The 21,053-nt window shown below is 54.8% G+C and carries 12 protein-coding genes and 2 pseudogenes; all 14 read left to right on the top strand.

Features of this window, described 5'->3' with window-relative positions; all coding sequences use genetic code 11:
- Window positions 1-188: 188 nt before the first annotated feature.
- The 14 genes and pseudogenes from BQ7483_RS16800 (at window position 189) to murQ (ending at window position 21,043) form a co-directional block, all read left to right on the top strand.
- Entirely contained in the window at window positions 189-1,361 is a 1,173-nt protein-coding gene (locus BQ7483_RS16800) for an exo-beta-N-acetylmuramidase NamZ family protein (protein ID WP_022020136.1), read from the top strand.
- A gap of 107 nt (window positions 1,362-1,468) precedes the next feature.
- Complete coding sequence (locus tag BQ7483_RS16795; protein ID WP_072546674.1) at window positions 1,469-2,941, top strand: sodium:solute symporter; 1,473 nt, start codon at window positions 1,469-1,471, stop codon at window positions 2,939-2,941.
- A 14-nt stretch (window positions 2,942-2,955) separates the two neighbouring features.
- Window positions 2,956-6,027 (top strand): golvesin C-terminal-like domain-containing protein, encoded by a 3,072-nt coding sequence (locus BQ7483_RS16790; protein WP_072546673.1) that lies wholly within the window; start codon window positions 2,956-2,958, stop codon window positions 6,025-6,027.
- Window positions 6,028-6,031: 4 nt separating this feature from the next.
- Window positions 6,032-7,909 carry an outer membrane protein assembly factor BamB family protein gene (locus BQ7483_RS16785; RefSeq protein ID WP_072546672.1) on the top strand — a complete coding sequence of 626 codons (1,878 nt, stop codon included), beginning with the start codon at window positions 6,032-6,034 and terminating at the stop codon, window positions 7,907-7,909.
- Between the two features lie 26 nt (window positions 7,910-7,935).
- Window positions 7,936-9,396, top strand: coding sequence for a glycosyltransferase family 2 protein (locus tag BQ7483_RS16780; RefSeq protein WP_072546671.1), 1,461 nt, complete (start codon window positions 7,936-7,938; stop codon window positions 9,394-9,396).
- A 21-nt stretch (window positions 9,397-9,417) separates the two neighbouring features.
- Window positions 9,418-10,353: a DUF4922 domain-containing protein gene (locus BQ7483_RS16775; RefSeq protein WP_072546670.1), complete on the top strand. Its 936-nt coding sequence runs from the start codon at window positions 9,418-9,420 to the stop codon at window positions 10,351-10,353.
- A gap of 16 nt (window positions 10,354-10,369) precedes the next feature.
- Window positions 10,370-11,713, top strand: a complete 1,344-nt coding sequence (locus tag BQ7483_RS16770) for a SpoIID/LytB domain-containing protein (protein WP_022020130.1) — start codon at window positions 10,370-10,372, stop codon at window positions 11,711-11,713.
- Between the two features lie 21 nt (window positions 11,714-11,734).
- Window positions 11,735-12,241: pseudogene (locus BQ7483_RS18100) on the top strand (MFS transporter); the annotation flags it as partial.
- Between the two features lie 606 nt (window positions 12,242-12,847).
- A pseudogene (locus BQ7483_RS18350) lies at window positions 12,848-13,633 on the top strand (MFS transporter); the annotation flags it as partial.
- A gap of 30 nt (window positions 13,634-13,663) precedes the next feature.
- Entirely contained in the window at window positions 13,664-14,938 is a 1,275-nt protein-coding gene (locus tag BQ7483_RS16760; RefSeq protein ID WP_022020128.1) for an exo-beta-N-acetylmuramidase NamZ family protein, read from the top strand.
- 255 nt (window positions 14,939-15,193) lie between these two features.
- A complete protein-coding gene (locus BQ7483_RS16755) occupies window positions 15,194-18,133 on the top strand; it encodes an FAD-binding and (Fe-S)-binding domain-containing protein (protein ID WP_072546669.1) in 2,940 nt (979 codons plus the stop codon).
- Between the two features lie 13 nt (window positions 18,134-18,146).
- Window positions 18,147-19,340, top strand: a complete 1,194-nt coding sequence (locus BQ7483_RS16750) for an acyltransferase family protein (protein WP_022020126.1) — start codon at window positions 18,147-18,149, stop codon at window positions 19,338-19,340.
- Window positions 19,341-19,351: 11 nt separating this feature from the next.
- Window positions 19,352-20,188 carry a BadF/BadG/BcrA/BcrD ATPase family protein gene (locus BQ7483_RS16745; RefSeq protein WP_072546668.1) on the top strand — a complete coding sequence of 279 codons (837 nt, stop codon included), beginning with the start codon at window positions 19,352-19,354 and terminating at the stop codon, window positions 20,186-20,188.
- Window positions 20,189-20,224: 36 nt separating this feature from the next.
- Window positions 20,225-21,043 carry an N-acetylmuramic acid 6-phosphate etherase gene (murQ, locus tag BQ7483_RS16740; protein ID WP_022020124.1) on the top strand — a complete coding sequence of 273 codons (819 nt, stop codon included), beginning with the start codon at window positions 20,225-20,227 and terminating at the stop codon, window positions 21,041-21,043.
- Window positions 21,044-21,053: the final 10 nt, after the last annotated feature.

Below are 21,053 nucleotides of genomic sequence, written 5' to 3'. Positions count from 1 at the left end.
TTTGATTGTACAAAAGAGACTTCAGTTCCCAGCCCTTCCTTCCATGAACAGGGAGGGCTGGCCTGAAGTTTTCCAAGCAGGTACTACCTTGAAATGAATCATACCATGAACCGAAAGAATAGGAAAAATTAAGAACAAGCCTTTCTAAAAATATCGTATCTTTGCCCATATCTATTTAGCATGTACATATGAAAAAACTTATTATATCCATCCTTCTCCTGTGTACCCTCTCCCTGCAGGCCTTTGCACAAACAGATGAAAGAGTCATCACTGGCGACGAACAGACTTCCGAATACTTCCCATTGCTGGAAGGAAAGCGGATAGCCATCTTCTCCAACCACACTGGCATGATAGGCAACAAACACCTGCTGGACGTTCTGCTGGAGAACCAATTCAACGTTGTAGCCATCTTCTCGCCCGAACATGGTTTCCGAGGCGACGCCGATGCCGGCGAACATGTATCAAGCTCTGTAGACTCAAAGACGGGAGTACCCATCCTGTCGCTTTACGACGGCAAGCTGGGTAAGCCAAGCGAAGCATCCATGAACAAGTTCGACCTGCTCATTGTCGACATTCAGGACGTAGGGCTCCGCTATTACACCTACTACGCTTCCATGTGCCGACTTATGGACGCCTGTGCCGAGTACGGAAAGAAGATGCTGATACTCGACCGCCCCAACCCCAACGGGCACTATGTGGACGGCCCGCTGCTGGACATGAAACACAAGTCGGGCGTGGGTTGGCTGCCCATCCCCGTTGTCCATGGCATGACGCTGGGCGAACTGGCCCTGATGGTCAACGGCGAGCACTGGCTGCCCGAATCGCGCACCTGCGACGTGACCGTCATCCCCTGCAAGAACTACACCCATCAGACGAAGTACCGGCTCCCCATCCCGCCGTCGCCCAACCTGCCCAACATGACGTCGGTCTACCTCTACCCCTCGACCTGCTACTTCGAAGCGACACCAGTCAGCCTGGGCAGAGGGACAGACAAGCCCTTCCAGGTGTACGGACACCCCGACATGAAAGGCTACAGCTTCAGCTTCACGCCAAGAAGCGTGCCTGGTGCCAAGAACCCGCCCCAGCTGAACAAGTTGTGCCACGGCGTCGACCTGAGCGGCATGAGCGACGAAGAAATCTGGAAGCGGGGGCTCGACCTGAGCTACGTCATCGATGCCTACCGCAACCTGAATATCGGCGACAAGTTCTTCACCTCCTTCTTCGAAAAGCTCATTGGCGTAGATTACGTACGTCGGATGATTGAAGACGGCAAGGATGCCGACGAAATCAAGGCCTGCTGGCAGGACGACGTGAAGAAGTTCAAGGAACAGCGCAAGCCTTATCTGCTCTATGCAGAATAAGCCTCAGAGAGATACGAATATTAAAGCAATGTTTTCCCAAGACTAAAGCACTGCTTTCCGAGGACGAAAGCAATGCTTTGCCAAAAAGAATATAAAGACTGATAGAAATGACTACCGTTTGGATCATACTCACAACCATCGCATGCTACTTTGCCCTGCTGTTCATCATCTCATGGATAACGGGCCGCAAGGCCGACAATGCAGGCTTCTTCACCGGCAACCGAAAGTCATCCTGGTACATGGTGACACTGGCCATGATCGGCGCCACCATCTCGGGCGTCACCTTCATCTCCGTCCCTGGCGCCGTGCTGCACGGGGGATATTCCTACATGCAGATGGTTTTGGGCTTCTTCGTCGGCTCCATCTTCGTGGCTTTCGTACTGATACCGCTCTTCTATCGGATGAACCTGATGAGCATCTACGGCTATCTGGAGAACCGCTTCGGCCTTGCCTCCTACCGCACGGGTGCCTGGTTCTTCTTCGTATCCAAGATGCTGGGGGCATCGGTACGCTTCTTTGTGGTGTGCGTCGTGTTGCAATCGTTGGTCTTCACCCCGCTGAACGTACCTTTCTCATTGAACGTAGTCATCACGGTCGCCCTCATCTGGCTCTACTCTTTCCAAGGAGGCGTCAAGTCGCTTATATGGACCGATTCGCTGAAAACCATCTGCCTTGTGCTGTCGGTAGTGTGCTGCATCGTCTTCATTGCAGGCAGCCTCAACCTGGGCATCGGCGACCTGCCGGCGGCCATTGGCAACCATCCCACCAGCCGGACGTTCTTCTTTGACGACCCCAACGACGGGCGCTACTTCTGGAAGCAGTTCATCGCCGGCGTGTTCATGGTGATAGCCACTACAGGCCTCGACCAGGACCTGATGCAACGTACCCTGAGCTGCAAAAACTTCAAGGAGTCGCAGAAAAACATGATATTGAGTTCATTCATACAGATATTTGTCATCGGCCTGTTTTTAGTGCTCGGTACCCTGCTCTACATGTATGCGGATGCCTACATGCCTGGGCAGGAAACGACAGGCGACGCCCTGTTCGGAGAAGTGGCGTGGAGCGAAAACTTCCCCATTTTCATAGGTATTATCTTCATAATAGGACTGATTGCGGCTGCCTACTCGGCAGCCGGGTCAGCCTTGACCGCTCTGACCACTTCGTTTACCATCGACATACTGAAAGCCAACGAAAAGCAGGATGAAAAGAACCTGTCGCTGACGCGCAAACTGATTCATTTCATCATGTCGCTGCTGATGGCCATCGTCATCATCATCTTCTACGAGCTGAACGACGACAGTGCCATCAACGCCGTCTACAGCCTGGCCGCCTATACCTACGGTCCCATCCTCGGCATGTTCATCTTCGGCATGGCCTGCCGCAAGCCTGTACGCGACCGCTGGGTACCACTGGTAGCCATAGTCTCCCCCATCCTCTGCTACGTACTGAAAAGCAACAGCGAAGCTTGGTTCGGCGGCTATCAGATCAGCTTCGAACTTCTCATCATCAATGCTCTGATAACGGCACTCGGGCTGACCCTGCTGATACGAAAAGATACAAAAAAGAACTTAAACAGTTAATAGAAGAACATAATATGTACGCAAAACATTACTTTCGGTCAACTTTGCTTGCCGCATCCTTATTTCCACTTGCAGGAATCGCGCAAGACCTTCCGACGGACCTCCGTCAAGAAATCGGCAGCTATTTGGACAACGTTGCCCGAAGGGAAGTATCCATCGGACGGATCAAGATTGATTCAGTGGCGACAAAAGGCAAGACACTCCAGCTGTTTGCCAACATCAACTGCTCCTACATTCCCTTCCGCGAAGACAATGTGGACGAAATCTATCGGACCGTAAAATCGATGCTCCCTGCTGAATGGGCCTCCTACCAGCTTGAAATCCGAACCAACGGACGGAGCATTGAAGAACAGATTCCGCTGGCACTCCGAAGCAAAAAGAACAAGAAGGCAATTTTTCCCCAGTCAGGAAAAAATATTCCCTTAGTCAGCAAAAAATCTTCGCCCTATACCCCTACCCGAGGATTGAACAACCGGCACATCGCCATGTGGCAAAGCCACGGCTTCTATTATGAGGCCAAGCTCGACCGCTGGGAATGGCAGCGCGCACGCATCTTCCAGACGGTAGAAGACCTCTACACACAAAGTTATGTCCTGCCCTTTCTCGTGCCCATGCTCGAGAATGCAGGTGCCAACGTACTGCTGCCCCGCGAACGCGACACGCAAACCCACGAAGTGATTGTGGACAATGACGGTTGTCTGGATGGGAAGTCGCTCTACACTGAACGCGATGCCGACCATCAATGGAGCAACGGCCAGGGAGAGGGATTCGCCCACCAGCGCTACATCTACAAAGACTTTGAAAATCCCTTTCAGGAAGGTACCTACCGACAAGCCGAAACCATCCGTAAAGGAGAAGAAAGTACAGCCGAATGGATACCCGAAATCCCTGAAAGCGGCCAGTATGCCGTCTACGTATCCTACCGCTCCCTGCCCAACAGCACGGAGGACGCCCGCTACACCGTTTACCACCGTGGCGGAAAGACCGAATTCAGTGTCAACCAAAAGATGGGAGGAGGCACATGGATTTATTTAGGAACTTTCGGCTTCGACAAGGGATGCAACAACAGCTGCAAGGTTACCTTGAGCAACCGCTCCGACAAAGCAGGAAGAATTGTTACCGCCGATGCCGTCAAGATAGGCGGAGGCATGGGAAACATTGCCCGTAGCCGTTCCTCTCAAGGTACAACCGAAAACCTGAAGAGCTCAGACAAGCGTAACCTTTCCTCTGCTACACCACTGGCAACAGACATGTCCAATAGCACCAGTCAGCCTCAAGTCAGTACTTATCCCCGCTTCTGCGAGGCCGCACGCTATTGGTTACAATGGGCAGGCATCCCCGATAGCGTCTATTCGGAAAGCCAAGGAAAGAACGACTATACCGACGACTACAAGTGCCGCGGCATTTGGGTGAACTATCTGGCAGGAGGTTCCTCTGTCAATCCCGACGAGAAAGGTTTGAACATCCCCATAGACCTGGCCTTTGCCTTCCATTCTGATGCCGGCACCACGCTCAATGACTCCATCATCGGCACGCTGGGCATCTACTATACCAACGTCTACAATGGACAATACACCAACGGAGCCTCCCGCTACCTGGCCCGCAACCTGACCGACCTCATTCAGTCGAACATCGTACGCGATATCCGCACCCTGTACGAGCCCGAGTGGAGCCGCCGCGGTATGTGGAATCAGTCTTACTTCGAAGCACGCGTACCTCGTGTACCCACCATGCTGCTCGAAATGCTTTCGCATCAGAATTTCGCCGACATGCGCTACGGCCTCGATCCTCGCTTCCGTTTCACCGTCAGCCGAGCCGTATACAAAGGCATGCTCCAGTTCCTCAGCTCAGTAAGCGGGACAGAATACATCGTACAGCCACTCCCTGTTGACCACCTGTCGGTAAAGATGATTGAAGACGATGAAATCGAATTGTCCTGGCAACCCGTATCCGATCCACTTGAACCTACGGCAGAACCCGAACAATACATCGTCTATACACGCGTCGGAAACGGTGACTTCGACAACGGCGTGCTGGTAAAAGACAATCACTACCGCGCTTCGTTGCCTGCCGGCGTGGTATGCAGCTACAAGGTGACGGCTGTCAACAAGGGCGGTGAGAGCTTCCCGTCCGAAATTCTTTCCGCAGGACGCGCTTTCAACAGCAAAGGACGCGTACTTGTAGTCAACGGTTTCGACCGCGTCAGTGCTCCCGCCGACTTCGTGGCACCTGCTCCGGCCGACACGCTGCTGGCAGGCTTCTTGGACAACCTCGACCACGGCGTACCCTATATAAAGGATATCAGCTACATCGGCTCCATGAAAGAATTCCGACGCTCCATTCCCTGGATGGACGATGATGCATCCGGCTTCGGTGACAGCTACGGAGATTATGAGACTCAGGTCATCTCAGGCAACACCTTCGACTATCCAGCCCTGCATGGTGCAGCCATATTGAAGGCCGGCTATTCGTTTGTATCATGCAGCGACGAAGCTGTCGAAGATCATCAGGTGTCACTGACCGACTACGCATATACCGACCTCATTCTGGGAAAGGAATGTCAGACCAAAATGGGACGCGGGATCAAACCGTTGGAATACAAGACCTTCAGCCCCGCTTTACAACGTGCGCTGACCGACTATTGTAATCAAGGCGGCAATCTCTTCGTATCGGGTGCCTACGTCGCCACAGATCTGTGGGACAACCGTTTGGCTCCTTCTCAGGAAGCTGACCGCAAATTTGCAACCGATGTATTGAAATACCGCTGGCGTACAGGCCAGGCCGCCCGTAACGGTCGCGTCAAATGCGTACCTTCGCCTTTTGAAAGTCTGGAAGGAAATTATACTTACCACAACGAACTGAACGCCGAGTCGTACGCCGTTGAATCGCCCGACGCTATCGAACCGTCACAAGGCGCCTACACCGTCATGCGCTATGCTGAGAACAATCTGAGTGCAGGTATCGCCTACCGCGGAGCCTACAAGACCATCGTACTTGGCTTCCCGTTCGAAACCATCCGTACAGAAAAAGAGAGAAACGAACTGATGCATAACATCCTGCAATTCTTTAACTCAACTAACAACTAAAATCATGAAGCTAACCTTACCCAAATATCAGTTATACATCAGCATCCTGCTGTTGCTCCTGCTCTCAAACGGCATGCGGGCACAGCAGGAGCGTTTCCGCTTTGCACAACTGACGGACATTCATTTCACGCCGGGTAATCCAAATCCGACAGAAGACCTGCTGCGCTCTATTGCACAGATCAACGCAACGGACAGCATCGATTTCGTGTTAGTAACAGGCGACCTGACTGACAACGGCGACCGTCTGTGTATGGAACGTGTGAAGTCGTGTCTTGACCTGTTGAAGGTGCCCTATTACATCGTCATGGGCAACCACGAGACAAAATGGAGCGAATCGGGCTGCACAGCCTTTTCGGATATCTACGGCGGCGAACATTTCGAATTCATGCACAAGGGCATCCTTTTCCTGGGTTTCAACTCAGGGCCGCTGATGCGTATGGCCTACGGACACGTAGTACCGCAAGACATCCGCTGGATGACAGATGAAATGAAAAAAGCAGGCAAGGACACCCCCGTCATCCTCATTACCCACTATCCCATGATGGAAGGCGACGTGGACAACTGGTATGACGTGACTGATGCCGTCCGTCCCTACAACGTCCGCCTTTTCATCGGAGGACACTACCATCGCAACCGTCTGCTGAGTTACGACGGCATTCCTGGCATCCTGATGCGCAGCAACCTGCGCGATGCCGACGGCAAGCCAGGCTACGGCATCTACGAGGTAGGACCGGATTCTATCCGCGTCTATACCCAGCGTATCGGTGAGCCCAAGCAACAATGGGCTGCTCTTTCGCTCACACACCAATACTATGACCATCAGGGCAAGGCTGAAAAATATCCCGATTACTCCATCAACCAGACCTATCCGCAAGTGAAAGCTGCCTGGACGGTACAGACGGGCGTAGGCATCTACTGCTCACCCGCCACAGATGGCAAACGTGTATTTGTAGCCGACGACTTGGGACAACTGACCGCCTACAGTCTGAAAAAGGGTAAGCGTCTGTGGAGCTTCTCCGCCCAGAAACGCATTGTGGGCACTCCAGGCGTAGCAAACGGAATCGTAGTATTCGGTTCGGCAGACAAGCACATCTATGGTGTCAACGCCGAAAATGGTCAACTGCTATGGACGCTCGAAGCCTCAGCACCTGTACTTGGAGCCGTAGCCATAGCTGACGGCACCGCCTATATCGGAGCCAGCGACCACACCTTCCGTGCCATCGACTTGAAGACTGGCAAACTGCTATGGGCTTACACGGACGTACTGGGTTACATCGAAACCCGTCCATTGCTGACAGACGGCAAAGTCATATTCGGTGCATGGGACAACACACTCTACGCCCTCGACCAACAGACAGGACGCGAGTGCTGGAAATGGACACACGGCCTGCCTGGTATACACTATTCACCAGCAGCCGTTTGGCCTGTAGCAACAGACGACAAAGTCTTCATTGCTGATCCCAAACGTGCCTTGACCGCCATTGATCTCCAGACAGGACAAACCATCTGGCGCACCTTCCAGTCACAAGTACGTGAGAGCATCGGCCTGTCCGAGGACGGACAACGCATCTATGCCAAGACCATGAACGACAGCATTGTCTGCTATGCAGCAGACGGCAAGGAAGCCAGAGAGCTGTGGGCTACCAATGCTGGCTTCGGCTACGAACATGCTCCCAGCATGCTGCCCGAAAAGGAAGGCATTGTCTATACAAGTACCAATGACGGACTGATATGTGCACTGGACGGACTGACAGGACGCATCCGCTGGCAGCACAAAGTAGGCAATTCACTCATCAACACCGTCGTTCCGCTGGGACACGGTGCTCTGCTCGTCAGCAGTACGGACGGCACCGTTACCCTGCTTCAAGACAAGAAACAATAATAATCATCATTAAACATAGAACCACCATGGAAAGAATTGATTGCTACCTCCTCTACACAGGAAACAAAGACATAGAACAAACCATCCAAGGTCTGCAAGCCACCGGCCAGGCCGGACAAATCACCCTCTTCGGCACCGAAGCACCAGCTTCACTGCCCGAAGGATGCAGTTTTCTGACCGTCGACAGTCCTTTCAGCAGCCAAATCCTGAAAGCCATCGCCACACAAGCCGCAGCACCTTACACATTGCTCTATACCAAGGATACCATTCTTAATCTGGGTATGTTTGCACTGGAACGCATGGTACATATTCTGAACGACAGCGGCGCAGGCATGGTTTATGCCGACCACTACCAGCTGAAAGGCGGCCAACAGACCATCGCTCCCGTCATCGACTATCAGCAGGGGTCGCTGCGCGACGACTTCGACTTCGGTTCCGTACTGCTCTACCGCACTGGTGCACTGAAGGATGCCGCCGCCCGTATGAAGGCCGACTATCAGTTTGCCGGACTCTATGACCTGCGACTCAAACTGTCGCAGCGCCACGAACTGGTACATATCAACGAATACCTCTACACAGAAGTAGAGAACGACACCCGCCGCAGCGGCGAAAAGATTTTCGACTACGTAGACCCGAAGAACCGCAACCGCCAGATCGAGATGGAAGCAGCCTGCACAGAGCACCTGAAAGAAGTGGGCGGCTACTTGAAGCCGGAGTTCGAACACATTGAGTTCGACAAGGGTAACTCCGAATACGAAGCATCGGTCATCATCCCCGTACGTAACCGCATCCGCACCATCCGCGACGCTATCCGCTCGGTACTGACGCAGCAGGCCGACTTCAAGTTCAACCTCATCGTCATCGACAACCACTCGACCGACGGTACCACCGAAGCCATCGACGAGTTCAGCAGCGACGAACGTCTCATCCACCTCATTCCCGAACGCAACGATCTGGGCATCGGCGGCTGTTGGAACCTGGGCGTACATCACCCCAAGTGCGGCAAATTTGCCATCCAGCTGGACAGCGACGACGTTTACAAGGATGAGCACACACTGTCCATCATGGTACGTGCCTTCTACGAACAGAACTGCGGTATGGTTGTAGGTACCTACATGATGACCAACTTCGACATGCAGATGATTGCTCCCGGCATTATCGACCACCGTGAATGGACGCCCGAGAACGGCCGCAACAACGCCCTGCGCATCAATGGTCTGGGAGCGCCCCGTGCCTTCTACACCCCCGTATTGCGCGAAGTGAAGGTACCCAACACCAGCTACGGCGAAGACTATGCGCTGGGACTGAACTTCTCCCGCCGCTTCCAGATAGGTCGCGTCTACGACGTCGTCTACCTCTGCCGCCGCTGGGATGACAATTCAGACGCAGCACTGGATGTTGTAAAGATGAATGCTAATAACTTATACAAAGACCGTATTCGTACATGGGAACTGCAAGCGCGCATTGCATTGAACAAGAAAAAGTAAAATAATACCATCATGAATTCTATGAATAAAGAAGTAAACGATTTGCTGGCTCGCCAACTTGCTACATGGGAAACAGCACGCCACAGCTACGAAGCCCTCACGGGCGTACGAGTCAAGGAACTGAACGTGCGCGGCGTACCCTATAAGGTGCAGTTCAACCCCGCCCGTATCGTTTCCTCCGGTGCCAAGGTCGATGCTAAGTCCATCCGCGAACGCCGTTGCTTTCTCTGCGCTGCTAACCGGCCGGCTGAGCAGGAAGGTATTCCCTTCCTGGGCCACTACGAGCTGCTGGTGAATCCCTTCCCTATCTTCCCGCGCCACCTCACCATACCCGAGACTGAACACGTTCCCCAGCTCATCGGCCATCGCTTTGCCGACATGCTGGAACTCGCCCGGGAACTGACGGACTTCACCATCTTCTACAACGGTCCGGGCTGTGGTGCCTCCGCTCCTGACCATGCTCACTTTCAGGCGGGCAACCGCGGTTTTATGCCCATTGAGGCCGATTGGCGCACGCGGATAGGCGAGACGGTAGTGCAGACCGAATGCGCCACGCTTTACAGCCTGGATGACGCCCCGCGTACGACACTCGTCATCGACACTGACGATGCCGACGAAGCCTGCCGTTTCTTCCAGACCATCTACCACGCCCTGCCCGTACCCGAAGGCGACCAGGAACCGATGATGAATATCCTGGCCCTCTATGAGTCCTCCCGCTGGACAATTTTCGTCTTTCCTCGTGCCAAGCATCGCCCTGCCTGCTACACGGCTGAAGGTGATGCCCGCCTGTTGAGCAGTCCTGCTTCGGTCGACCTGGGAGGAGTATTCATTACCCCTGTCGAGCAGGATTTTCTGAAAATTACCGCAGACGACGTGGCACAAATATTAAGCGAGGTATGTCTTTCACCCGAAGCTTTTGTTCACGTGAAGGAGCACATCCGCAACGAAATCCGTTAAAGAAAAGAACAACATTATGAAAGAGCCCAAAGTACACGTGGGAATCCTCTTCGAACCCCAGATAGAATTCACCCTGCTGGCCCCCTACCGCCAGGACGGTCAGGAAGTGAACGGCAACCAAACCGTCACCTTTGACCATGGCCGCATCCTGTGGCAAGGCCGCCTCTACGACGAATTGCTTTTCGAACCCGAAGACGAACAGAACGCCTCGTTCGAACTGCACGGAGTCACCATCGGCATCAACTTCCACTGGGAGCGCAAGGAAGACCAGCGTTTCCAGGGTGCTCTGCGCATCATTGTGGAAAATGACAAGCTGACTGCCGTCAACGTCATCCGCGTAGAAGACTACCTGACCAGTGTCATCTCCAGCGAAATGAGCGCTACCGCCTCGCTGGAGCTGCTGAAAGCCCATGCGGTGATTTCGAGAAGCTGGTTGCTGGCCCAGATTAACAAGAACAAGGAAATCGTAGCCAAACATACAGACTACAAAGCCTGCACACAGACAAATGACGAACTGATCCGATGGTTCGACCGAGAAGACCATACCCGCTTCGACGTCTGCGCCGATGACCACTGCCAGCGTTATCAAGGCATCACCCGTGCTTCGACCGATATCGTACGCCAAGCTATCCAAGCCACCCGCGGACAGGTACTGATGTCTGAAGGGAAAATCTGTGACGCCCGTTTCTCCAAATGTTGCGGTGGTGCCTTCGAAGAGTTCCAGTACTGCTGGGAAAACACACCTTACTCCTACCTGCGGAAGCAACGCGACTGGCGCATCCGCCAGGGCAACACGTCCCAACCGGCCACCGACCTGCCCGACCTCACCGTCGAAGCCGAAGCCGACCGCTGGATACGTACTTCGCCCGAATCGTTCTGCAACACTACAGACAAACACATTCTGTCACAAGTACTCAACAACTACGACCAGGAAACCACCGACTTCTACCGCTGGCGCGTAGAATACACACAAGATGAACTGTCGGCCCTCATCTTGAAACGGTCGGGCATAGACTACGGACAGATCATCGACCTCGTCCCCGTGGCCCGTGGCACCAGCGGACGTCTGTGGAAACTGAAGATTGTGGGTACCAAACGCACACTCACCATCGGCAAGGAACTGGAAATACGCCATACACTGTCGCCCTCGCACCTCTACAGCTCGGCTTTCGTGGTAGACAAGAGCGACCTCTCGCCCGAAGGCATACCCGGACGCTTCACCCTCATCGGTGCCGGCTGGGGACACGGCGTAGGTCTTTGCCAGATCGGTGCCGCCGTCATGGGCGAACAGGGCTACAAATACGATGAAATATTGTTGCACTATTACATCGGCGCCAGCATCGAGCCGATTTATTCCTAAAGGACAAACATAGAAATGACCATGAATAAACTGACTAAGAAAACCAATCCCTGGGCATGGATACCTACCTTATACTTTGCCCAAGGGCTGCCCTATGTGGCGGTGATGACCATTTCCGTCATCATGTACAAACGACTGGGCATGTCGAACACCGATATCGCCCTCTATACCGGCTGGCTGGGACTTCCGTGGGTCATCAAGCCCTTCTGGAGCCCGTTTGTCGACATCATCAAGACCAAGCGCTGGTGGACGCTGGCCATGCAATGGATTGTAGCTGTAGCCTTGGCAGGCATTGCCTTCACCATTCCTACAGAGTTCTATGTCCAGTTCACCTTCGCCATCTTCATGCTGATGGGCTTTGCCTCGGCCACACACGACATAGCAGCCGACGGCTTCTACATGCTGGCCCTAAGCGAACACGAACAGTCGCTGTATGTGGGTATACGAAGCACCTTCTATCGCATTGCCACCGTCATGGGACAAGGCATTCTGGTGATACTGGCCGGCGTCATTGAAATGAACTCCGGCTTGGAACCCGTCAAAATCCAGGTGGTGGCCGACCCGTCGAAACCGGTAGCGGCTGCCGGCCTGCCGTTGTTCATCACCCCGACCGACGACGGACAAACGCTCAGCTTCCTCACTTCCGATGCAACGGTACAGGCCTCCATACAGGCACCGACAAGCGCTACCGACGAACAGGGACAAACCATTCCCTTCGCTGAATATGCGGCCTTGATGCGCGATTCGGTAAACAACATGAACGTACGCAACGGTTTCGTCAAAGGCAGCCTCATCACGAAAGGAGCACCGGCCGTTACTGCAACAGCTACCCAGGAAAGCGCCTTCCGCACCTGGCTGCGCAACACGTTCGGCGAGAAGCATGCTACCAATACAGGTGAAACCGCCAACAACATCGCACTGGCTGCCGTAAGGCTCAACCACCAGCCGGCCCCCGGCGAGAGTATTGTGCTTAACGTAGAATACAAGGATGGCGACCAAAGTATCAAGTTGGAGCAAAGCAAACTGTCCACCCGCTTCGAATTCAACGAAAGCAACTGGAACAAGCCGGCCTACCTCTATTTCGAAATAGACCACAAACTGACCGAACGTACGGAAGCCAACTTCGTGGGCACATCGGGCAACATACCGCTGGCATGGCTGGTGGTATTCATCGTACTTTCGGTGTTCTTCTTCCTGGTAGCCATCTATCACAGTTGGATATTACCACGTCCGGCCAGTGACACTACTCACAAGAGTACCGACGCCGGCAGCATCGTCAGAGGCTTCATCGACGCCTTCCGCACCTTCTTCACCAAGATGCCTTTCTGGCAGACGGTAGCCGCCATCGGTTTCATGCTGCTTTATCGCTTCCCCGAAGCGCAGCTCACCAAGATTATACAACCCTTCCTGCTCGACCCCATCGACAAAGGTGGTCTGGGGTTGACGACCGGCGAAGTGGGACTGGTATATGGTACCGTAGGCATCATCGGCCTGACACTGGGCGGCATCATCGGCGGTGTGGCCGCAGCCAAGGGAGGACTGAAGAAATGGTTACAGCCCATGGCCTGGAGCATGTCGCTCACCTGCCTGACGTTTGTCTACCTGAGTTACTTCCAGGACCATTCTCTGATTACGGTCAACATCTGCGTCTTCATCGAGCAGTTCGGTTACGGCTTTGGTTTTACGGCCTATATGCTTTACCTCATCTACTACTCCGAAGGCGAGTTCAAGACCTCGCACTATGCCATCTGTACCGGCTTCATGGCCCTGAGCATGATGCTGGGCATGATAGCAGGCTGGCTGCAGGAAACCATCGGCTACCGTCACTTCTTCGTATGGACCATGATCTGCTGCATCACCACCATCGGCATGGCGGCACTGGTAAAAGTTGACCCCAAGTTCGGAAAGAAAGAAGAATAACCTACAGATTATCTATCAAATAATAAGAATATGAAAAAATTCATCTGTCACAGACATACGGCAACCAGACAAAAGCTGCTAGGATTTCTGCTTCTGTTGTGCTTCGCCATAGGCGCCCAGGCACAGAAAATACGTATCAAGACAGGCATCGAAGTGCTCAAGTCACAGAACTTCCGCTGCCTGGAGGGAAAACGCGTGGGCCTCATCACCAACCCAACGGGTGTGGACAACGAGCTGCGCTCCACCATCGACATCCTGCACGAGGCGCCCAACGTGAACCTCGTGGCTCTCTATGGTCCCGAACACGGTGTACGGGGTGATGTCCATGCCGGTGACCACGTGTCCGACCAGCGCGACCCCGCCACCGGCCTGCCCGTCTACTCACTCTATGGCAAGACTCGCAAGGCCACACCAGAAATGCTGAAGGACGTCGACGTACTGGTATACGACATTCAGGATATCGGTTGCCGTTCGTTCACCTACATCAGTACCCTGGGACTGGCCATGGAGGCAGCTGCCGAAAACGGCAAGGAACTCATCGTGCTGGACCGCCCCAATCCGCTGGGCGGACTCAAGGTAGAAGGCAATTTGGTTGAAGACGATTGCATTTCTTTTGTCAGTCAATTTAAAATTCCGTACCTTTACGGCCTCACTTGCGGCGAACTGGCACTGATGCTCAACGGCGAACGCATGTTGGCAGGCGGCGTACAGTGCAAACTGACGGTCATCAAGATGAAAGGCTGGAAACGGAAAATGGACTACACAGCCACAGGCCTGCAATGGATACCCTCATCGCCCCACATACCCCACCCACACTCGGCATTCTTCTACCCCGTGAGCGGTATCCTGGGCGAACTGGGCTACATGTCCATCGGTGTGGGCTATACCATTCCCTTCCAGATGTTTGCAGCTTCGTGGGCCGAGGCCGACAAGCTGGCCGATGCCCTGAACGAGCTCCACGTACCCGGCGTCATCTTCCGTCCCATCTACCTGCAACCGTTCTACAGTGTAGGCAAGGGCGAACAGCTGCAAGGCGTACAGGTGCACATCACCGACTATGCCAAAGCACCGCTCAGTCCCATCCAGTTCCTCGTGATGCAGGAAGTAGCACGTCTGTGGCCCGACCGCGCCGTCTTCGACCATGCTGACAAAGGACGCTTCAACATGTTCGACAAGGTGTGCGGCTCCCGCCAGATACGCGAACGCTTCAGCCAGAACAACCGCTGGGAAGACATACGCCCCTACTGGGAAAAGGACGTGGAGAGTTTCCGCCAACTGTCCAAGAAGTACTACCTGTACCGATAGACAGTGTTCGGTTGCCTTCACCGGGGGATAGCCTTCTTGACACAAGTATGGCAGTGAGTGTGACAAGCCTATGGCAATAGTTGTGACAAGCTTGTGTCACAAGCGCTGCCACCACGACGTCACGACCACTGCCACGGGCTTGGCAAATGTTGGCAGTTGTACGAGGAGTCCATATTTTCCTCCACGACTTTCCCAACAGGGCAACACACAAAGGCATTAAAGAAACAAAATGATATGAAACTTGAAACAAGAGATATGAAAGAACCTTACTTATCCTTCCTGCACGAAGCCTCACGCTTCATTCCACAGGACAGGATTTATACTGACGAGCTCCGACGCCTGGCCTGGGGAACAGACGCGGGCTTTTACCGACTGATACCCCAAATCATCATCCGCTCGGAAAACGAGAACGAGGTGGCCGAACTGCTCCGCCTGGCCGACAAGCTCAATTTACCAGTTACATTCCGTGCCGCAGGTACCAGTTTGTCCGGACAAGCCATCAGCGACTCCATCCTCATCGTGGCCGGCAAGCATTGGGAGCAATACTCCATCAGCTCCGACGGCAGCCAGATCACCCTACAACCGGGTATCGTGGGACAACGTGTCAACCAACTGCTGGCTCCCTACGGACGAAAGTTCGCTCCTGACCCCGCCTCGGTAAAAAGTGCCATGGTAGGCGGCATCGTGATGAACAATGCCTCGGGCATGAACTGTGGCACGCACGCCAACAGCGACCGGGTAATGCTCTCGGCGCGCATCGTCCTGGCCGACGGTACCGTGCTTGATACGGGCGACCCCGTCAGCCGTGCATCCTTTGAGGTAACTCATCGCGACTTCATCCGCACCATCTGCCACCTGCGCGACAGCATCCATGCCAATGAACATCTGCGTGAACGCATCCGATACAAATACGCCATCAAGAACGTCACAGGCCTCAACCTGCTTCCCCTGATTACCTTCGACGACCCGTTCGACATCATCGCCCATCTGATGGTGGGCAGCGAAGGTACCCTGGCCTTCCTCTCGCAGGTAACCATGCGCACCGAATACGACTATCCCTGCAAGGCCAGCGCCATGGTCTACTTCACAGACATCCGCGAAGCCTGCCGGGCCGTAGTGGCCATGAAGAAGCTGAAAGGGACAGAAGACGAATGGATTGTCAAGGGAGCCGAACTGCTGGATTACAAGAGTCTGTCGTCTGTCAACGACCCTGTCTATCTCAAATATAAAGGAGAAGCAGCCGATCCCTCGGGTCTCACCGCCGTATTGACGGAAACCAAGGCCCGCACGCCTGAAGAATTGAAGGCCAACATCGCCACCATCGAACAGACGCTCTCGGCCTTCCGTACCTACATACCCATACACTTCACCGACAATCCGGCAGAGTACGGCCAGTTCTGGGCCATCCGGTCGGGCATCTTCCCCAGCGTAGGCGGAACACGCCAACCTGGCACGACCTGCCTCATCGAAGACGTGGCCTTCCACATCGAAGACCTGCCCGAAGCCACGGCCGACCTCCAGCAACTCATTGCCCGCCACGGCTACGACGATGCCTGCATCTATGGCCATGCCCTGGAAGGCAACTACCACTTTATTGTCAACCAGAGTTTTGCCACCCAGGCCGAAGTGGACCGCTATGCCGCGCTGATGGAAGACGTCAAGACCCTAGTCGTTGACAAATACGACGGTTCTCTGAAGGCCGAACACGGTACGGGCCGCAACATGGCCCCCTACGTACGCTACGAATGGGGTGACGAAGCCTTTGAAGTGATGAAGGCTGTAAAACACCTCTTCGATCCCAAAGGGCTGCTCAACCCCGGCGTCATCTTCAACGACGACCCCAAGTGCCACCTGAAGCACTTCAAACCGCTGCCCATGATGGCTACAAACTACAGTCAGCAAGCTGCAAGTGATGAACAGGCGGCCCGTAGCTTGTCTCTCATTTCCAAAGTAGACCGTTGCATCGAGTGCGGCTTCTGCGAAGTGAACTGCCTGTCGTGCGGCTTCACGCTGTCGTCACGCCAACGCATCGTCATTCAGCGCGAACTGGCCCGCCTGCGTCAGGAAGGCGACAACCCCGAACGACTGGCCTTGCTCGAGAAACAATACCGCTACTTAGGCAACCAAACCTGTGCGGGCGACGGACTCTGTTCCATGTCGTGCCCGATGGGAATCAATACAGGCGACCTGACTCATCTGGTCCGCCAACACCTGCTGCCGCCCGACAGCCAGGGATATAAACTGGGCAACTATGCCGCCCGTCACTTTGCAGGCATCAAGAACACACTCCGTCCCGTACTGACGCTGGCCGACACGGCTCATGCCGTACTGGGAACTGCCGCCATGAGCAAGCTTACCCGCGGCATGCACAACCTGCTGGGCATCCCCCAGTGGACTCCGGCCATGCCCAAAGCCTATAAGATGAAGCACGAAGAGCGGAAAATGGAGAATAGCCAGAAAGCGGAAGAAAACAAAGCTTCGCTCAAAGTGGTCTATTTCCCCAGCTGCATCAACCAGACCATGGGCCTGGCCCGCAAGTCGCCCGTCGAACAGGCTTTGGTAAACAAGATGGTGGCCCTGCTCCACAAAGCCGGTTACGAAGTCATCTTCCCCCAGAACATGGAAAAGCTCTGCTGCGGCACCATCTGGGAAAGCAAAGGCATGATGGATATCGCCGACCGCAAGACACGCGAACTCGAAGAAGCCCTGTGGGAGGCCAGCCGGCAAGGACGCTACCCCGTGCTGTGCGACCAAAGTCCCTGCCTGCACCGCATGCGGGAAACCATCCACCGCATGAAGCTCTACGAACCGGCCGAGTTCATCTATACCTTCCTGCGCCCTCGCCTGGTGTTCAAGCCCATAGACCGCCCCGTAGCCCTGCACATCACGTGCTCCATGCGAAAGATGGGACTGGCCGACACGCTTGTCGCCCTGGCACGCCTCTGCTCTACACAGGTCTTTGTACCCGAAGAAGTAGGCTGCTGCGGCTTTGCAGGCGACCGCGGATTCACACATCCCGAACTGAACGCATACGCCCTGCGCAAACTCCGCCCTCAGATAGAAGAACGGAACATCCAGATCGGCTACAGCAACAGCCGCACCTGCGAAATCGGCCTGACGACAAACTCAGGCATTCCGTATGTGTCGATAGCCTACCTGGTGGACGAATGTACGGTTCCTCCAACCCAAAGCTAAAGGAAAAAACGTCATGGAAAAACAAGTAAACCACAGCAAACGCATCCTGGCCCTCGACATCCTGCGAGGCATCACCATTGCCGGCATGATACTGGTGAACAATCCAGGGTCATGGGGACACATCTATGCCCCCCTGCGCCATGCCGAGTGGAACGGTTTCACGCCCACCGACCTGGTATTTCCCTTCTTCATGTTCATCATGGGCATATCGACCTATATCTCACTGAAGAAGTACGACTTCGCCTACAGCCATGCCGCCCTGCGGAAGATTCTGCGGCGTACCGTCGTCATCTTTGTCATCGGCATGGCCATCGGATGGTTCTCACGCTTCTGTTACTACTGGGCCTCAGCTCCCGATGATTTGAGCTTCGGCCAGAACTTGTGGAACGCGGTATGGACCTTCGACCGCATGCGCATTCTGGGCGTGATGCAGCGTCTGGCCCTGTGCTATTGCGCCGCGTCCATCGTTGCCCTCACCGTGAAGCACCGCTACATTCCCTGGATCATCGTCACCCTGCTTGTGGGATACTTCGCCCTGCTGATGGGCGGCAACGGATTTGCCTACAACGAGACAAACATCCTGTCTGTAGTAGACCGCGCCATCCTCACCCCCGCCCACATGTACAAGGACAACGGCATCGATCCCGAAGGGCTGCTGAGCACCATTCCCTCCATTGCTCACGTACTGCTGGGATTCTGTGTGGGCCGCATGATGCTGGGCGACAAGAGCCGTGCCGGGCAAAGCCGCGAAGAGACACTCCGCTCGCACCTCATCCTGCTGTTTCTGGTAGGCACCATCCTTACTTTCAGCGGCCTGCTGCTGAGCTACGGATGCCCCATCAACAAGAAGATATGGTCGCCCACCTACGTGCTTACCACCTGCGGACTGGCCTCCAGCCTGCTGGCCCTGCTCATCTGGATAATCGATGTGAAGGGATACAAACGCTGGAGCCTGTTCTTCGAGTCGTTCGGCGTCAATCCGCTGTTCATGTACGTGCTGGGTGGTGTGCTGGGCATCCTGTTCGGCAGCATCCGCCTGCCGTGGGGCGACGGCAGCATCTCTATCCACGGACTGCTCTATGACCAGATGCTGAAACCGCTGTTCGGCGACACAGGCGGCTCCCTGGCCTATGCCCTGATATTTGTAGCCATCAACTGGTGCATCGGATACCAATTATATAAACGGAAAATATACATCAAGATATAAATTTAAGAACTATGATACTGATAGCAGACAGCGGCTCTACCAAAACCGACTGGTGTTTGGTGGAGCATGGAGAAGTACTCCAGCAGATTTTTACCAAAGGTACCAATCCCTTCTTCCAAAGTGAGGAAGAGATCGGCAACGAGATAGTCACCAACCTTCTGCCCCAACTGAAGAGCCAGGAAGTGGATGCCGTCTACTTCTACGGTGCCGGTTGTGCCTTTCCCGACAAGATAGCCACCGTACGCCGTGTCCTCCTGCGCCACCTGAAGGTGAAAGGCGAAGTGGAAGTAAGCACCGACATGCTGGCCGCCGCCCGCAGCCTGTGCGGACACCGTCCGGGCATCGCCTGCATCATGGGCACCGGCTCCAACTCGTGCTACTACGACGGGGAGAAGATCGTACAGAACGTATCGCCCCTGGGATTCATCCTGGGCGACGAAGGTAGCGGTGCCTGTCTGGGCAAGCTGCTGGTGGGCGACATCCTGAAGAACCAGACAACACCCGAACTGAAGGAAAAATTCCTCCGGCAGTTCAGCCTGACGCCGGCCGACATCATCGACCGCGTCTACCGCAAGCCGTTCCCCAACCGTTTCCTGGCCAGCCTCTCTCCGTTCCTGGCACAGAACCTGAACGAACCTTGCCTGCACCGCCTGGTGCTGGACAGCTTCGAGTCGTTCCTCAGACGGAACGTCATGCAGTACGACTATCAGAACCACGAAGTCCACTTCATCGGTTCCGTAGCCTACTACTACAAGGACGTGCTGGCACAGGCCGCCGAAGCGACGGGCATCCAGCTGGGCACCATCCTCAAAAGCCCCATGGAAGGCCTCATCGCCTACCACAGCTAATCACTTCACCGCTAACCACTAACCAATTAAAAGAATATGGCATTCATCAAGATTTCAGAGCAACCTTCGCTCTACAACGACTTGGAAAAGAAGTCGGTCCGCGAAATATTGGAAGACATCAACACCGAAGACCAGAAAGTAGCCCTGGCCGTACAGAAAGCGATTCCCCAGATAGAGAAACTGGTCAACCTGATAGTGCCCCGCATGAAGCAGGGAGGCCGCATCTTCTACATGGGAGCCGGCACCAGCGGCCGACTGGGCGTACTCGACGCTTCGGAGATTCCGCCCACCTTCGGCATGCCCAACACGCTGGTCATCGGACTCATTGCCGGAGGCGACACCGCCCTGCGCAACCCCGTGGAGAACGCTGAAGACGACATCCACCGCGGTTGGGAAGAACTGGTGGAACGCAACATCACCACCAAGGACACCGTCATCGGCATCGCCGCATCGGGCACCACGCCCTACGTCATCGGCGCCCTGCACGAGGCCCGCGAGCACGGCATCCTGACCGGCTGCATCACCAGCAATCCCGACTCGCCCATGGCCGCCGAAGCCGACGTACCCATCGAGATGATTGTAGGACCGGAATACGTCACCGGCAGTTCGCGCATGAAGTCGGGCACCGGGCAGAAGATGATCCTGAACATGATCAGCACCTCGGTCATGATCCAGCTGGGCCGCGTCAAGGGCAACAAGATGGTGAACATGCAGCTGAGCAACAAGAAGCTGATAGACCGCGGCACCCGTATGCTGGTCGAGGAGCTGGGCCTGGACTACGGCAAGGCCAAAGCCCTGCTGCTGATGCACGGCTCGGTCAAGAAAGCCGTGGACGCCTATCGCGAAGGAAAATAAATCGGCCGAC

Origin of the sequence: Mediterranea massiliensis (genome assembly GCF_900128475.1) — a bacterium.
Taxonomy (GTDB): domain Bacteria; phylum Bacteroidota; class Bacteroidia; order Bacteroidales; family Bacteroidaceae; genus Bacteroides; species Bacteroides massiliensis_E.
This window is presented reverse-complemented; position numbering and strand designations above follow the sequence as displayed.

Bases quoted from the DNA above. Each gene is read 5' to 3' on its own strand.
- BQ7483_RS16755 (WP_072546669.1), top strand. From the start codon at position 15,194: ATGAAAGAACCTTACTTATCCTTCCTGCACGAAGCCTCACGCTTCATT.
- murQ (WP_022020124.1), top strand. From the start codon at position 20,225: ATGGCATTCATCAAGATTTCAGAGCAACCTTCGCTCTACAACGACTTG.
- BQ7483_RS16775 (WP_072546670.1), top strand. From the start codon at position 9,418: ATGAATAAAGAAGTAAACGATTTGCTGGCTCGCCAACTTGCTACATGG.
- BQ7483_RS16750 (WP_022020126.1), top strand. From the start codon at position 18,147: ATGGAAAAACAAGTAAACCACAGCAAACGCATCCTGGCCCTCGACATC.
- BQ7483_RS16790 (WP_072546673.1), top strand. From the start codon at position 2,956: ATGTACGCAAAACATTACTTTCGGTCAACTTTGCTTGCCGCATCCTTA.
- BQ7483_RS16770 (WP_022020130.1), top strand. From the start codon at position 10,370: ATGAAAGAGCCCAAAGTACACGTGGGAATCCTCTTCGAACCCCAGATA.
- BQ7483_RS16780 (WP_072546671.1), top strand. From the start codon at position 7,936: ATGGAAAGAATTGATTGCTACCTCCTCTACACAGGAAACAAAGACATA.
- BQ7483_RS16760 (WP_022020128.1), top strand. From the start codon at position 13,664: ATGAAAAAATTCATCTGTCACAGACATACGGCAACCAGACAAAAGCTG.
- BQ7483_RS16745 (WP_072546668.1), top strand. From the start codon at position 19,352: ATGATACTGATAGCAGACAGCGGCTCTACCAAAACCGACTGGTGTTTG.
- BQ7483_RS16795 (WP_072546674.1), top strand. From the start codon at position 1,469: ATGACTACCGTTTGGATCATACTCACAACCATCGCATGCTACTTTGCC.
- BQ7483_RS16800 (WP_022020136.1), top strand. From the start codon at position 189: ATGAAAAAACTTATTATATCCATCCTTCTCCTGTGTACCCTCTCCCTG.
- BQ7483_RS16785 (WP_072546672.1), top strand. From the start codon at position 6,032: ATGAAGCTAACCTTACCCAAATATCAGTTATACATCAGCATCCTGCTG.